The organism is Bacillus sp. FSL K6-3459, from assembly GCF_038003305.1.
Classification (GTDB): Bacteria; Bacillota; Bacilli; order Bacillales; family Bacillaceae; genus Bacillus; species Bacillus pumilus_O.
In genome coordinates, this window is the sequence record NZ_JBBOOW010000001.1 from 2,912,106 (window position 1) to 2,928,236 (window position 16,131).

At 37.3% G+C, this 16,131-nt stretch carries 14 protein-coding genes; 3 read left to right on the plus strand and 11 right to left on the minus strand.

Annotation, left to right across the window (positions count from 1 at the left end):
* The first annotated feature begins 160 nt into the window (after window positions 1-160).
* Window positions 161-1,360 carry a DUF418 domain-containing protein gene (locus MHI35_RS14925; RefSeq protein WP_211063482.1) on the plus strand — a complete coding sequence of 400 codons (1,200 nt, stop codon included), beginning with the start codon at window positions 161-163 and terminating at the stop codon, window positions 1,358-1,360.
* 79 nt (window positions 1,361-1,439) lie between these two features.
* Here the strand turns inward: MHI35_RS14925 and MHI35_RS14930 are convergent, their stop codons facing one another.
* Complete coding sequence (locus MHI35_RS14930; protein ID WP_211063483.1) at window positions 1,440-2,372, minus strand: helix-turn-helix transcriptional regulator; 933 nt, start codon at window positions 2,370-2,372, stop codon at window positions 1,440-1,442.
* 84 nt (window positions 2,373-2,456) lie between these two features.
* Here MHI35_RS14930 and MHI35_RS14935 point away from each other — a divergent pair, with 84 nt between their 5' ends.
* A complete protein-coding gene (locus MHI35_RS14935; RefSeq protein ID WP_335349732.1) occupies window positions 2,457-3,107 on the plus strand; it encodes an FMN-dependent NADH-azoreductase in 651 nt (216 codons plus the stop codon).
* A 491-nt stretch (window positions 3,108-3,598) separates the two neighbouring features.
* On the opposite strand, the gene MHI35_RS14940 is transcribed toward MHI35_RS14935, so the two are convergent.
* The 3 genes from MHI35_RS14940 to MHI35_RS14950 all read right to left on the minus strand — a co-directional run bounded on the left by MHI35_RS14940 (window position 3,599) and on the right by MHI35_RS14950 (window position 7,778).
* Complete coding sequence (locus MHI35_RS14940; RefSeq protein ID WP_335349322.1) at window positions 3,599-4,918, minus strand: LlaJI family restriction endonuclease; 1,320 nt, start codon at window positions 4,916-4,918, stop codon at window positions 3,599-3,601.
* Between the two features lie 28 nt (window positions 4,919-4,946).
* Complete coding sequence (locus tag MHI35_RS14945; RefSeq protein ID WP_335349321.1) at window positions 4,947-6,578, minus strand: AAA family ATPase; 1,632 nt, start codon at window positions 6,576-6,578, stop codon at window positions 4,947-4,949.
* A 261-nt stretch (window positions 6,579-6,839) separates the two neighbouring features.
* Window positions 6,840-7,778 (minus strand): type II restriction endonuclease, encoded by a 939-nt coding sequence (locus MHI35_RS14950; protein ID WP_335349320.1) that lies wholly within the window; start codon window positions 7,776-7,778, stop codon window positions 6,840-6,842.
* 161 nt (window positions 7,779-7,939) lie between these two features.
* Here MHI35_RS14950 and dcm point away from each other — a divergent pair, with 161 nt between their 5' ends.
* Complete coding sequence (gene dcm / locus MHI35_RS14955; RefSeq protein WP_144492873.1) at window positions 7,940-9,115, plus strand: DNA (cytosine-5-)-methyltransferase; 1,176 nt, start codon at window positions 7,940-7,942, stop codon at window positions 9,113-9,115.
* Between the two features lie 812 nt (window positions 9,116-9,927).
* Here the strand turns inward: dcm and sufB are convergent.
* The 7 genes from sufB to MHI35_RS14990 form a co-directional block, all read right to left on the minus strand.
* Entirely contained in the window at window positions 9,928-11,325 is a 1,398-nt protein-coding gene (sufB, locus tag MHI35_RS14960; protein ID WP_088001775.1) for a Fe-S cluster assembly protein SufB, read from the minus strand.
* A 17-nt stretch (window positions 11,326-11,342) separates the two neighbouring features.
* Entirely contained in the window at window positions 11,343-11,789 is a 447-nt protein-coding gene (gene sufU, locus MHI35_RS14965; protein WP_012011181.1) for a Fe-S cluster assembly sulfur transfer protein SufU, read from the minus strand.
* Complete coding sequence (locus MHI35_RS14970; protein ID WP_119125330.1) at window positions 11,779-12,999, minus strand: cysteine desulfurase; 1,221 nt, start codon at window positions 12,997-12,999, stop codon at window positions 11,779-11,781. Before MHI35_RS14970 ends, sufU begins: the two co-directional genes overlap by 11 nt.
* Entirely contained in the window at window positions 12,999-14,312 is a 1,314-nt protein-coding gene (gene sufD, locus MHI35_RS14975) for a Fe-S cluster assembly protein SufD (RefSeq protein ID WP_211063518.1), read from the minus strand. The genes MHI35_RS14970 and sufD overlap by 1 nt, the downstream gene beginning before the upstream one ends.
* An 18-nt stretch (window positions 14,313-14,330) precedes the next feature.
* Window positions 14,331-15,116, minus strand: coding sequence for a Fe-S cluster assembly ATPase SufC (gene sufC, locus MHI35_RS14980; RefSeq protein ID WP_003213654.1), 786 nt, complete (start codon window positions 15,114-15,116; stop codon window positions 14,331-14,333).
* A gap of 211 nt (window positions 15,117-15,327) precedes the next feature.
* Entirely contained in the window at window positions 15,328-15,465 is a 138-nt protein-coding gene (locus MHI35_RS14985; RefSeq protein WP_162835676.1) for a hypothetical protein, read from the minus strand.
* A 215-nt stretch (window positions 15,466-15,680) separates the two neighbouring features.
* Window positions 15,681-16,049 carry a carboxymuconolactone decarboxylase family protein gene (locus tag MHI35_RS14990; protein WP_003212803.1) on the minus strand — a complete coding sequence of 123 codons (369 nt, stop codon included), beginning with the start codon at window positions 16,047-16,049 and terminating at the stop codon, window positions 15,681-15,683.
* Window positions 16,050-16,131: the final 82 nt, after the last annotated feature.

Here is a 16,131-nt window from a genome sequence, read left to right on the forward strand (position 1 = left end):
CAGTTTATGAAATTGACCGTTCTCCATCAATTTGTCATATTTATTTTCAAAGAATTGGATCTTCATAAATTGTTAAGAATTGGGACGTATATTGATTCATTGTAAGGATCGATGGATTGATCCGAATGACATTTATCATAACAAGAAAAGGAGCATGGATATGAATGCAAACAAAGTAGCACACGCGATGAGTTTGAAAGATCGGGTTCATTTCTTAGACATCGTACGGGGATTTGCCTTAATGGGTATTATTTTGGTGAATTACTTTTTGATTGTGGATTCGGCGAAGGGATTTGATATGGGAGCAAATGATGTCTTTCACAACTTGGTGAATTGGTTCGCCTCAGGGAAGTTCATTACGTTGTTCTCCTTCCTATTCGGCGTTGGTTTTATGATTTTTATGGATCGAGCTGCTCAGAAGGTGGACAGTCCGAACAAGCTGTTTGCCCGCAGACTAACCATTCTTTTAGGATTTGGCCTTCTGCATTTAACTTTTGTTTGGATTGGTGATATTTTAGCGTATTATGCAGTCGCTGGCTTTTTATTGCTTTTCTTTTACAAACGCACAGCCAAAACCATCGGATACTGGTTGATCGCACTCTTTGTGATTCAATTGCTCACGCCCTTTTTCACGATGCTGCTCAATACCATCAATACAGGATCATCAGGCAAGCCGGACTTTGCTGATTTTGAATTAATCAGCCACAACAGTATGACTTATTTAGCATCGATTGGTGATCGGTGGACAGATATGATAACGATGGCTTCAAGTTCTTTTTCTACTGTCTATTCTATGTTCTTCATGTTTTTACTTGGTGTGTATTTTGTGAAAATGGCGTTTTTCAAAAACATGGAGGCGAAAAAAACGATTTGGAATCGGATTTGGCTCATCTGTACAATCGCTTTTCTCATCACTCAAAGCAGTACGATCATTGTAACAATCAATCCTTTTGAAAATACACTCTGGGTGAGCATTGCTACTGCTCTGGAACAAAACGGAGGACTAACTGGCAGTATGTTTTATATGAGTACACTTGCGATGCTGTTTCTGCACGTTCCACAGCTGCGAGGTGCTTTGATGGTCTTTACAAAAGTCGGACGGATGTCCCTGACCTGTTATTTGCTTCACTCGATCATTGGAACTCTGCTATTTCTAAAGTATGGAGCGGGGCTTGTCGATCATCTCCAGCCGGCTGGTACGTTCTTTATGGCTATTGGCGTGTATGTCTTCCTTGTGCTTTTCAGTACGTTTTGGTTAAAGCGCTTTAAGTATGGACCGATGGAATTTATTTGGCGTCAGCTGACGTATGGGAAGGTCAATGACCAATCGAAAACAAATACATTTCAGGCGGCGAAGTAAAAGAAAAAAGGCGAATGGCTACAATTCGCCTTTTTTAATATGATTAGTTTTTTGTGATTCAGAGACAATCCGTTCTCTTTCAATACTGATCAATCATTTCTTGCAATTGAATCAAATAACTCTCTTTTAATTCATCTGGGTATTCAATTTTCACATGTTTCCCAAATGTGATCAAATAATGAGTCATATAAGATAATTCTTCTTGGTTGTACCCACCCATAATATAAGGAGTATCATCAACGATCTCCAATCTCATATTTGGATAATGATTCTTCAAAAACTTTTCTTTTCCTTGTTCCGTTAATCGACATTTAAATGAGATATCATGATAAGTTTTTTCGTACTCCATCTGCATTGCTTTTAATTCTTCCTTCGTATAGGTGTCTCTGCCTTCATCTTCAATCATCAAGTCCTTCATAAAGTCACATCTATAGATGCCCCACTTTTCATTTTGAACATCATATGCTTTGGTGAACCAAATCCCATTTCGATAAAATAACTCAAGAAATTGCAGCCTGATCCTTTTATTTTCATATTGAGTGTACATCATCTTCACGATTTGATCTTCCATCATCGCCTGTAAAATCAATTCCAAATGATTTTGTTCACTAACTGGTGCGACATTATAGTAATGAATTACTTCCAAAGTCTCCGTAATCATTTGTTTTCTCTCATCAGACATTGTAGCAAACAGTTTTTGCCGAATTTGCGAGTAGGACTTTTTAAATGGAGTGGCTGACAGTAGGTCTAGCGCTTTAAGCGCGAAAAAAATAGCTTGAACTTCATCGGTATTGAAATAAATAGGCACTAATGGAGATTGATTCACCAGTCTATATCCTCCATGTCTGCCAGGTTCAACATAAAAAGCTAAACCCATGGACTCTAACTCTTCCATATCTCGCAAAGCCGTACGTTTCGAAATGCCAAATTCGGTTTCTAAATCCTTTAATTGAAATGAGTACTTATCACTTAAAAAAATAAGCTCTTGGTTTAATCGTTCAGATTTTTTCATTTTGATTTTCCTTCTAAAATAGGTGACATGTTTTGTCACCTTTATATTTTATACTCAGTTTATCAAAAGAAAAGGAGCATGTATATGCAAACATTAATCATTAACGCGCACCCTGATTTCACACATCGAGAAAGTTATTCAAATAAACTGCAAACAATATTTTTAGAACAGTTTAAAGAGAAATTCCCTCATGAAGAACCAACCATTTTACATTTACATGAAACTGAAATTCCTCGTATCGAAAAAGACCAGCTGCTACGTATTTGGGATAAGCAAGCATCTGAACAAACATTAACAGCTACCGAAGAAAAAATCGCTGCTGCTTCCTCTGCTTTATTGGCTCAATTCAAAGCACATCATCGAATCGTGATTGTATCACCTGTTCATAATTTTAATGTGACGTCACGTATGAAAGATTATATAGATTATATCTTAATTGCTAGAGAAACATTCAAATATACAGAAAATGGTTCAATTGGTCTGATGACTGATGATTATCGTGTACTTTTGCTTCAAGCAAGCGGCTCAATTTTCACAAATCACGATCGATACACACCTCTGGAATTCTCACATTACTACCTAAAAGAAATATTCCAAAACTTGATGGGCTTTCAACAATTTCATATTGTCCGAGCACAAGGAACAGCGATTTTAGAAGAAGAAACGATCTTGACATCTGCAGCTGACGATTTGTCTAAAGCCTTTGATGCGTTTTACTCGCATGGCGAGATATGAATTGGATTTTTTCAAAAATAAAAAGACCAAAAACGTTTGATATCACGTTTTTTGGTCTTCTTTTATTAACCGATTGAACCTTCCATTTCGAACTTGATTAATTGTACCTAAAATGGCACGGAAAAAATAAAAAAAAAAGAAACTCAAACCCTTGATATATAGGTATTTCTTCAAATAGTTTAAAATGGATTATAATTTCAACTTGGCACTTTCTTGGAATGGTTAAAGCCGTATAAAATTAGGGTATTACTCATAAATTTTCAAATCAGGCCAATATCAATAAATGGTCAAAAAGCCAGACTAAATAACAAGTTGCTAATATACAGTAGCTTAAATGAATGATGAGAAGAAACATTTAGTTTTATATAATTTAGAATGATAAAAACCGTTAACTAATTAGTTAAGTGGTTTTTCTTATATCTTTTTACTTTTTAAGGACACTAAATTATGCTTAGGAATTAATACGTTTAAATTCAAAATTTCATTTGTTTTTATTCTTTGTTAAGACAGGCTGTTATTTCTTCCAATGAATTTATATAATCGTAATTCCCTTTCCCGATATAACATTTCATTACAAAAAAAGTATTTAATTTATAAACCCTAATATCATCAAAATCCTGATTTCTCTCAATATTCACTTTCCCAACATATTTTATAGGCTCTTCTTCTTCTGACGGAAAAAGAAATACATTTTCAACCTTTATAATTTCTTTTACTTTCTTCTCTAACTTTTTGTCATGTAACCTAAAGTCCTTTGAATTAATATTATTAAAAATAGTGATGGCGTAAAATAATTGCTTTACCACATCATGCCATCCTGGTAGATTAACATAAGAGTTATAATATTTAGCATCAAGAATATACATCGTTCTTCTCCTCAACATAATTATGTCAGGTCTTTGAGGCTGGACTATTGCAGGGCTATCAATTTCCCATTTTAGTTTTGGTATTATTTTTTTGAGAATCTTATACTGGTTATTAAAGATCGTGCTACACACTTGTTCCCATACATTTTGAAAGTAAGGTGTAACTAATGTTTCTATTTGTTCCTCACAACCTTTTTGTTCAATACCTAATAAAAAGTTCATAATCATTTTAATAGTATTTATTTCTCTCTCAATAAAAGTACTATTTAGCTCTTTAGTTAAGAAACTTATTGCATAATTAATGTCACAATTCAGCTCTGTAACATCAAGGTTAGCATTGTCTGATGTAACTCCAAAAAGCCAACCGTATTTTTCTAAGCTTTTATAAACGCAATATTTATGTATAATTAATAATTGATGTTGACGGTCAATAATTGTTTTTCTAGAGATAGGGTCTGTATAAATTACAGATCCTATCGAAATCATAGGTTGTTTTTTACTTATTGTTGCTGACCAATCAATGTGTCCTGAAATGGTTGAGTCCTTTATCTTTATTTCCTTCATTAATAGTCCATTTTGGGTGAAATCCTGAATAAGACTATACGAAGTAAAAAGGTTACCATTAAGTTGGCCATTTTCCCCACCAAGCAAGTTCATTTCCTCAGCAGTGAGTTTTGCTTCCCTTCTGTATCTTAACAAAACGTTAAAAAGAATCTGAATATGTTCTTTTAGTAATTCATCCTCCGTTGGAACTTTATATGCCTTAGGAAAAATAATGACCAAAGAGTTTTTATAAATTAATACCCCAGTCGCTATAAATTTAATTTTGTTTTCACTGACTCTACAAATTCCTTTATTTATTAACTGGTCGGTAAATTCCTGTGGATAATCATTTATATATTCAATATATTCAATTTTAGTTGTGTAATTTGGTACCTGTTTCACTCAAATATCCCACCAAAATTCTGCCTTTTTATTCTTCACCTAACTCTTCTTCCAAAAGCTGTTGTTCAATTTCGACTTCATTTGCTTGTAACACTTGTTCATTCTCTAAAACTTTATTGATTTCGTTTTTTATATTCATTACATCAACACCTGAAACAAAACCTGTTACCAAGTCAGAGTATGTCCTTATATCAGGAGCAAAAAAATTCTCTCTCTTGTATCGTACAACATCATCCCAAAGGTAAATTAATAACTTTGAAGTAAAACTGTTTGAGTCCTCTATTTCTTCTGGACTGATAAAGAATGGTCCAAGTAAACGATCTTCGTTAACTCCTAAATTTTTAAGCTTAGAATTTATAACAGTAAGGATTATTCTCCACTCAAATGTTTCCCCTGCATAGTTTACAGAATTCTTTTCATGTACGAAACCCCTTTCTTTTATAGGCATATACTTAAACTTCCAACGTCGTTTAAATGCAGAGTCAAGGACATATACTCCTTGGTCACCACTATTCATAGTTGCAACAATGCTCATATTTCCAGGAATAAATAAGCCATCTTTAAAAAGATGTTTAATATCTAAAAGTGACATTAGATAATTTTTAAGGTCTTCATTTGGTTCAATCTTGTACTGACTTGCTCCATCTCCTTTTCTGTCCAACAATTGGAAGATATCGCCGAAAACCGTGGGTGCATTAGCCCTATTTATTTCCTCTATAAGCAATGTGTATTTATTATTAGGATTTCGAAGAGCTTTAATTAGAATCTTGATAAACGGACCTGGAATATACTGGTAATCAATAAACGGTTCACCTAGTTCGAAGACATCTCCGTTTATTCTATGTAATAAAGCATCAGAGTTTTTGTATAAAGGGGTAGGTTTATAGCTACCTAAAAAGTCATAATAAGAGTATTCAGAATGGAAAACAACTCGCATTATATTTGAAAAATTATCTTCTAAATATCTACTTTTCCCTGTACCTGGTGCCCCATAAACTATTAAGTTTTCTGCAGTTGAATCCGTTGATTTCCTGAAGCCTTGCACTTGTAAATCACGAGAATACTCCAATAGCTGTTGGTCAGAGGCCATGTAATAAACAATATCCGCTATATACCCTTGGCTAACAGCAACTAGACCAAGTAAACTTAGTACTGGCGAGTTATAATAATCTTGATGTCTGTCAATTGTTTTACTACCAAACCACCAAGAATACTCTGTTAGAAAACGACATAAATACTCAGCACTTGTTTCGTCCTCATTAAAATAATTAATAATAGCCTCTTTAATATCAGGAGCAAAATCATCAATATTTTTACCTTTTAGATTTTTAACTTTTTCAAAAAATTGTTTTCTGTTCATACCACTAACATCTGACTCAGATAGGTTTACTAATATCCCCTTATACTTAATCAATTCAGAGCAAAATTCTACAGCGAATGTAGCAATATAGAACCATTGATTCGGGCAAAATATCTTATTAGTTGAGCTTAAGGTTATTTCCGCAGTGTAATCATAATACTTAATTGTTGTATTGTGTGACTCTAATACCTGTGCAAATCTCTCTTTAAAATCTCTTTTCAACTTAAATTCTTCATTCACAAATGTTTTGCGATATTGATTCATTGAGGTATTAGCTAACTCATTTAAGTCTCTAAGCACAAATATATCCTCCAATTACTGTTTTATAAAATGAAGATGAATACTCTTATTATATAATTTGTTTTAAAACTTTCCAATAATTAATCCAGTATTACCAAATATCATTAACGTTGGCTATTTATTTAAAATAGGAAAAAAAGGAGGCTGAATTGTAGAATATGTTGTGACCAAGTAACACATGCAGAAGATTAACCCAACCTTTTAAAAGGAACCTTATCTATTAGATAATAATGTCATTGAAATAAATTGCAATTATCTAAGTCAAATTTCATTATTTATTCTTTGAAGACAGAATTTTTCGAGTTCCTTGAAAATATTACGCTCATAAGGGTCGATAATATCTTCAAGACGTAAGGAAATGGTCTTCAGTTTATCTTCGTAATATCTTCTTGGTAAATCTGTACGTTTAACCCAAGACTGATTCCGATCAATTAATTCATAAAGAAATTGAGTTAAACCATAAACACTTAGATATCCTTTATAGTTTTTTGATTTTAATTCATCTGGGACGACCAAAGTAATATTATGTGAAGCTAAGCTTTCAATCGTATTTTTTGAAATATTGTCATCGAGTGTAAGCAAAAACATTTCTTGGGCTCCTGTTCTTTTCATTTCCTCAGGTACTTCCTGCCATCTTTCCCGTAATGTTGTTTTCATTGAAATTAAGGAGCATTTTCTTTTTTCCAAGTTATATTCAATAACACCAGGTACCACACAATCGACAAGCTTTCCTAAGCGCTCAGTTTCAAATAATTTTGATCCTATAACCCCTTGGTCATCAAAAAAGATACCTGAACGCAACAAAATTGCTTCTATAATTGCTTCAAATTCTTTTCCTGCTCGAGCACGCCTAGAATTCGTGTTACTTTTCGATAACTCAAAAAGATGGTCGCTATATTTTTCTAAAAAAGTTCCTATAATCTCTTCGACGTTGCTATTTGGACTGTTACGAATATCAGAGTCTTTTTGAACCAAAAATTTCCCCATTTTGATATTAAATTGTTTTTCATACTTTAAGTATGTATCCCAGCATTCAGCTCTCAGTCCATAGAGAATTTCAGTGGCATTTTCTAAAAAAAAGAATATGTCCTTATGGTAATAGGGAGAATTTTGTAATGCTACTTTTACTAAGTCTCTTGGTTTGGGAATAAGAGCATTTCTATTACTTTTGATTTGATTTTTAAAATGATCGATATCCAATAAAATAACCTCCTAATCGCTTCTCTTTTAACATACCATGATTCTCCAACGAAAACTAAGCTTATGAACTAAATACAAATGACTGTAGACAAACGAAAGAATGTTCGGTATAATTTGTGTCATTAATAGGACAACCTGTCCCTGAGGAGACACGATTTATAATGCACAAAGAGATTAAATTAAAACGTGAGCGATTAGGACTTACACAAAAAGAACTAGCAGATGCACTTGGTCTTGGGAGAAATGGTGATAGAACTTTAAGACGTTGGGAAAATGGAGAATCCGTACCTTCTTCAATAGAATTCAAAGCCATCATGGATTTCCCAGAAAAGCCTCAATTTCCACCGCCTGAAAATCCTAAGTTTACGATGATAGATTTATTTGCAGGAATTGGTGGAATACGGTTAGCTTTTCAGAAACAAGGTGGGCTCTCTGTATTTGCTTCCGAATGGGATAAGTTTGCTGCTAAAACATACAAAATGAATTATGGAGATGAACCCGAAGGCGATATTACACAAATTCCTGCTGAACAGATCCCAGAGCATAACATTTTATTGGGGGGATTCCCTTGTCAGCCATTTTCACAAGCAGGACATAAAAAGGGCTTTGAGGATACGAGGGGAACTCTTTTCTTTGATATTGCTCGTATTATAGAAAAAAGAAGGCCACAAGCTTTCTTATTAGAAAATGTAAAGCAGCTTAAAGGACACAATAAAGGGAAAACTTTAGAAACAATCCTTCGAGTTTTAAGAGAAGATTTGGATTATACTGTAGACTACAGGGTTTTACGGGCAGCAGATTTTGGGGTTCCTCAAAACAGGGAACGTATTTACATTGTTGGATTTTACAATCCATTAGGAGGTAGAGAAATTGCATTTCAATTTCCGAAACCAACTAATGAACCAACCAGAGTTGGGAGCATTTTAGAAGAACATGTAGATGAAAAATATACTATTTCTGACCGTCTATATGAGGGGCATTTACGTCGTAAAGAGGAGCACAAGAAAAAAGGCAATGGTTTCGGCTTTTCATTATTTACCGAAGATAGTCCACATACAAATACCATTAGTGCCCGTTATTATAAAGATGGTAGTGAAATACTGATTAGTCAAGGGGAAGGGAAAAACCCTCGAAAACTAACACCAAGAGAATGTGCAAGGTTACAAGGGTTTCCAAAGGAATTTGTAATTCCTGTTTCAGATACTCAGGCATATCGACAATTTGGAAATTCAGTTGCAGTTCCAGTGGTTGAGGCTATAGCAAGAAATATGGTGGAAGCAATAGAAAATAGTGTAGGCTTCCAATATGTAACTGATAACATTCTAACCCAAGCATAAAACCTAGGGATCGGTGATTAATTGTTATTTATAGCTGTCTCCATTTCCCCATGCTTCTTTCAAAAGACAAGAACCCTTCTTTTTCAAGAAGGGCTTTTTTCATTTCTCCACTAAAACTACTCTAACTCTATTACCTTTTTCTAAAACAATACCTTTATTAAAACCGCCTAGTTTTCTAACTTTTCGGCTTTTACTCATAATACCTTGTCCATATCTAAGTTAAAGGCATGTAGCTAGTGGAAAATGGAAAGCACGAGTTCACAAGGTTGGAAGGTTGGAAAGTTAGTAATTACATTTAAAACAAAACAGGCAGAAATTGAAGCAGCAAAAGTTGAAGAAAGAAAATATTTTGGACAAACAATATACGATAGAAATTATGTTATTTGATGAATTTGTGAGAGGTTGGCTTGAACAAACATAAAAAAGCTAATGTAAAGGAATCCACAAAAACAAAAATTGAAGAAAAATGACTATTTTTAGAAAATGAACAATCTCACAAAAATGAAGATGGTAACATTTTTCAAAATTGTTACGGTCATTATTTAGCACCTTCTACTATTCATCATACCAATGTAGAGTTACTGCAAAAAAGCTGGTGTTGATTATAAAGGGCTCACGTTTAGGCATACCCATGCAGTTCTGCTACTTGAATCAGGTGCAAGCTTTAAATATGTATGAAATCGCTTAGGGCATAAATCGATTAAAACAACAGAGGACATTTATCTAGATATTACTGAAAAATAAAAGAAGACGAACTTCAAAAGTTCGCCTTCTACACTATTCAAACCCTTGTAAATAAAGGTTTTTAAATTTTAACCAATAGAACCTTCCATTTCGAACTTAATCAAACGGTTCATTTCAACGGCGTATTCCATTGGCAGTTCTTTTGTGAATGGCTCGATGAAGCCCATGACGATCATTTCTGTTGCTTCTTCTTCAGAAATTCCGCGGCTCATCAAGTAGAATAGCTGTTCTTCTGATACTTTTGATACCTTCGCTTCGTGCTCTAATGAAATGTTGTCGTTTAAGATTTCATTGTAAGGGATCGTATCAGATGTTGATTTGTTATCCATGATGAGTGTGTCACACTCGATGTTTGAGCGTGCACCCTCTGCTTTACGTCCGAAGTGAACGATTCCACGGTATGTGACTTTACCACCTTGTTTGGAAATCGATTTCGATACGATCGTTGAAGATGTGTTTGGTGCAAGGTGAATCATTTTTGCACCTGCATCTTGGTGCTGACCTTTACCTGCTAGGGCAATACTTAATGTCATACCACGTGCGCCTTCACCTTTTAGGATGACGGCTGGGTATTTCATTGTCAGTTTAGAACCGATGTTTCCATCAATCCATTCCATCGTTGCATTTTCTTCACATACTGTACGTTTCGTTACAAGGTTGAAGACGTTGTTTGCCCAGTTTTGAATCGTTGTATAACGGCAGTAGCCGCCTTTTTTCACGATGATTTCAACAACCGCACTGTGAAGTGAGTTTGTTGTGTAAACTGGAGCTGTACAGCCTTCTACGTAATGCACATGCGCGCCTTCGTCAACGATGATCAGTGTACGCTCGAACTGACCCATGTTCTCAGAGTTGATACGGAAGTATGCTTGAAGTGGTGTATCTACTTTGACACCCTTTGGTACGTAGATAAATGAACCACCAGACCACACAGCCGAGTTAAGCGCAGCAAATTTGTTGTCAGTCGGAGGAATGACTTTTGCCCAGTGCTCACGGAAGATGTCTTCGTTTTCTTTTAATGCGCTGTCTGTATCTTTAAACACAATGCCTAGATCTTCAAGGTCTTGCTTCATGTTGTGATACACAACTTCAGATTCATATTGAGCAGATACACCAGCTAAATATTTTTGCTCTGCTTCTGGGATCCCAAGCTTATCAAAGGTTTGTTTGATTTCTTCTGGTACTTCATCCCAAGAACGCTCAGAGCGCTCTGATGGCTTTACGTAGTACGTAATTTCATCAAAGTTTAATGCATTTAAATCTCCGCCCCATTGTGGCATCGGCATGTTATAAAAGTGCTCAAGAGATTTCAAACGGAAGTCGAGCATCCACTCGGGCTCTTCTTTCATACGAGAAATTTCTTCAACGATCTCTTTTGTCAGTCCGCGCTCTGAACGGAAAATGGAAACGTCTTTATCAGAAAAGCCGTATTTATATTCACCAACATCTGGCATTTTTTTAGCCATCCATTTTCACTCCAATCTTATGATTTGCCGTTATCTTCGGCAGATGCGCCTTTTTCAAGCGCCTTCCAGGATAATGTTGCACATTTGATGCGGGCAGGGAATTTTGCGACTCCCTGCAACGCCTCAATGTCACCAAGATCAATGGAATCGTCGTATTCTTTTCCTAGCATCATATCGGAGAAAATCTGAGACATTTTCAAAGCTGTTTCAATATCTTTCCCTTTAATCGCCTGCGTCATCATAGAGGCAGATGCCATTGAAATCGAGCATCCTTCTCCTTCAAATTTCGCATCGGTGACTTTTTCGTCTTCGATTTTCATCGTGAGACGAATGCGGTCACCACACGTTGGGTTGTTCATATCGACGACAATGCTGTCGTTTAACACACCTTTGTTTCTCGGATTTTTATAATGATCCATAATCACTTGTCTGTACAGTGTGTCTAAGTTTACATTAAAAGACATTCGTAAAATACTCCTTTGTCTTACGGAGCGCTGCAATGAGTTGGTCAATCTCTTCTTCTGTATTATACAGATAGAAGCTTGCTCTTGCAGTCGCTGATACACCAAGCCATTTCATAAGCGGCTGTGCACAGTGGTGTCCAGCACGAATGGCGACACCTTCCGTATCCAGAACAGTAGACGCATCATGCGGATGGACGTCATCTAAATTAAACGTCACAAGCCCAGCTCGGTGCTGCGGTCCATAAACAGTCGCACCATCAAGCTCCTTAAAGCGTTCAAGCGCATAAGTGGCAAGCTGATGCTCGTAACGGCTGACTTCCTCCATACCAATGTCATTTAAGAAATCAATCGCTTTTCCGAGTCCAACTGCTCCGGCAATAATCGGTGTTCCCGCTTCAAATTTCCACGGAAGCTCTTTCCAAGTAGAATCATACAGATCCACAAAGTCGATCATTTCACCGCCAAACTCAGCAGGCTCCATATTATTCAAAAGGTCCTTCTTCCCGTAAAGTACACCGATGCCAGTCGGTCCACACATTTTATGCCCAGAGAATGCGAAAAAGTCACAATCTAGATCCTGAACATCAATTTGCATGTGCGGGGTGCTCTGCGCACCATCGACGACGATAATAGCACCGTGATCGTGGGCAATCTTTGCGATGTCTTTAATCGGGTTGATGGTTCCTAATACGTTTGAAACATGTGTGACAGCGACGATTTTCGTTTGATGTGTGATCGTTTGCTTCACATCTTCAAGCGATAGTGTGCCGTCTTCCTGTAACGGAATGTATTTCAATGTGGCGCCAGTTGCTTTTGCTGCTTGCTGCCAAGGGATGATATTCGCATGGTGCTCCATGTGCGTAATGACAATCTCATCGCCTTCTTTGAGGTTTGCTCTAGCATAGCTGATCGCCACTGTGTTTAGTGCAGTTGTTGTCCCTCTAGTAAAAATAATCTCCTGGACAGATGAAGCACGGATGAATGCACGAACTTTCTCTCTCGCACCCTCGTATGCGTCCGTTGCTCTTGTGCCAAGGGTATGAACACCCCTGTGGACGTTCGAGTTGTAAGACCGGTAATACTCATTCATTGCATCAATGACCACTCTTGGTTTTTGAGAAGTCGCTGCACTGTCCAAATACACCAAATCATGTCCGTTCACTTGCTGATGAAGGATTGGAAATTGCTCACGAACGTCTTTGATATTCATTATTTTACTTTCCTTTCAATCACAGAAACGAGCTGCTTTTTAACTCCTTCAATCGGCAGTTCTTTGACGACTGGATTTAAGAAGCCATAAATCACAAGTCTTTCTGCATCTTCTTTGGAAATTCCGCGGCTCATGAGGTAATACAGTTGAATTGGATCGACACGTCCAACAGAAGCAGCATGCCCTGCTGTTACGTCATCTTCATCAATTAATAGAATTGGGTTTGCGTCACCGCGTGCTTTCTCACTCAGCATGAGAACACGTGATTCCTGCTCAGCATTTGACTTCGTTGCGCCATGCTCGATTTTACCGATTCCGTTAAAGATAGAGGATGCTTGATCCTTCATGACACCATGCTTCAAGATATACCCTTCAGAGTTTTTCCCGAAGTGGATGATGCTTGTTGTAAAGTTTTCCGTTTGATTCCCGCGGCCAACAACAACTGATTTTGTATCACCGAATGTCCCGTCGCCCATAAGCTTTGTGATGTTTTCAGACACGACGTCTCCATCATTCATTAAGCCAAGCGCCCATTCGATTTTACTGTCACGGCCACTTGCCATACCGCGTCTATTCACATAAACTGTGACACCTTCTGAAAGGTTATCTACTGCACCGTAAGTGACGCGAGCATTAGCACCCGTGAACACTTCGGACACGATATTGAAGATGGCTTCTTCAGGTTTTGCTGTACTGATGTAGTTTTCTACATAAGTCACTGAACTATGATCATCTGCTACAACGATGACATGGTTGAACAAAGTCGTGTCGTCGTTTTCATGTAGGTAGACGGCTTGAATTGGCGCTTCAAGTTCCACATTTTTCGGTACAAAGAGGAAAGCTCCACCATTCACTAAAGCAGCATGTAAAGCTGTTAGTTTATGCTCATCTACTTTCACTGCATCAGTCATGAAGTATTTCTTCACTAGATCGCCATGTTCACGAAGCGCTGTATGAAGATCAGTGAAGATCACGCCTTTGTCTTTCGCTTCTGTTGAAAGAGATAAGTATGCTGGCGTTTGATCACGCTGAATGTAAACTGTCTTATCCGTGTCCTCTAAATCAATAAGAGATTTCACTTCTTCAGGAAGCTCTTCTAATGATCCAAATGGTGCACTTTCGACTGTATGCTGTTTGAAATTGGTTAAATTCCATTTAGAAATATTCGTTTTGTCAGGCTTTGGCATTGGAAGGTCTTCTGCTTTTTCAAGAGCCTGTAAGCGAAGGGAACTCATCCATGCCGGTTCCTGATGCTTCTCGGAGAAGCTTTTGACATAATCTTGATCTACTGATAATTTCGTTTCTAATGTCATCAATAATCCTCCTAACGCTTACGCTTCTTGACCAACAGTTTCGTCTTCAATTCCTAACTCTTTTTTAATCCAGTCATAGCCTTCTGCTTCTAGACGTTGTGCAAGCTCTGGTCCGCCAGATTTCACGATACGTCCTTGCATCATGACATGAACGTGATCTGGTGTGATGTAGTTCAGTAGACGCTGATAGTGAGTGATCATTAAGCAGCCGAAGCTTTCGCCGCGCATTCTGTTAATTCCTTTAGAAACCACTTTCAACGCATCGATATCAAGACCAGAATCGATTTCGTCAAGGATCGCAATTTTTGGTTCAATCATCATTAATTGAAGAATTTCATTGCGTTTTTTCTCCCCGCCTGAGAAACCTTCGTTTAGGTAGCGTTGCGCCATGTCTGGGTCCATTTCAAGGAACTCCATGTTTTCGTCCATTTTGCGAATGAATTTCATGAGAGAAATTTCATCGCCTTCTTCTCTGCGAGCGTTAATAGCAGAACGAAGGAAGTCCGCATTTGTCACACCACTAATTTCAGATGGGTATTGCATCGCAAGGAAAAGACCTGCTTGAGCGCGCTCATCTACTTCCATTTCAAGTACATCTTCGCCATCAAGCAAAATGCTGCCTTTTGTTACTTCATATTTAGGGTGACCCATAATTGCAGCAGATAAAGTTGATTTACCTGTACCGTTTGGTCCCATTACTGCGTGGAATTCTCCACCTTTTATCTCGAGGTTTACACCCTTTAAGATTTCTTTCCCTTCAATCTCAACGTGCAAGTCCTTAATTGTTAATGTCGAAGCAGTCATATATCGATACCTCCAAAATAATCATTATTCTCAATTTATTCTCATTCTAATTTTATAACAAATTAAAAGTGAATACAACACATTCACGATAAGCGTGAGAGGATGCTCTCAAAATTCTAACAAAAAAAGCCGGTAGATAAAAGGATTTATGTCGAAAAGACTGTTTTCATAAAGAAAGGACGGGAAACTGTTCTCCCCGTCCCTTAGCTATTTAATAGCCTTGTATATTCATTTTTGCGAGCTGCCTTTTCTCATCTCGATAGGACTGCTCTCGTTTATATTCCACTTTCATCCGTAAGTCATGGTCTCTTTCGTACTCTGCATAGCTCATGCCATGAGCCTTATGCATGGCCTTTTCCATCTCGGCGGTATAATCCAATCCCAATGTACTATGGTCCGAACAAATAATAAACCATTCCCTTCTTTGAGTGTAGCTTTATTGTATCAAAGGCATGTGGCTTCACTCAAAAGGGATATAGTCTGCTATGCTGGCATATTTTCTCACACAACCGGCTGAGAAGAACTCAACTCCCTGATATGGAAACATACCGCCCTTTCCTTCCCTTAATGCGTCTGTCCTCCAAATTCGTCAATACATTGCTGAACGACAGTAATCCCTTGGCTCAGTGCTGCCCCGCCGCCAAATGCTGCTGCCACGCTGACAACCTCTAGCAAATTTTCTTCTGTTGCGCCTTGATCTAGCGCTCCTTTTGTATGATAAATCATGCAGTATTCGTCCTGTGCATGAATACTGATGCCAAGAGCAATCATTTGTTTTTCCTTTTGCGTTAATGAATCGCTCTGAAAACATTGCTCCGTGAATTCATTGAATTTCTTCCCAAACACCGGCATTTTCTTCTGAAATTCACCCATTGCGGTTTTATAATCAGTCAGCGACTGCTGCATGGATCCGCTCATATGCTGTTCATTCATCTTCATTCCATCCCTTCAGGTCATTTGTACATTTTTATTATGAGCGAGATTTGAAAAAATACACAAAAAACCTCGCTTTGAC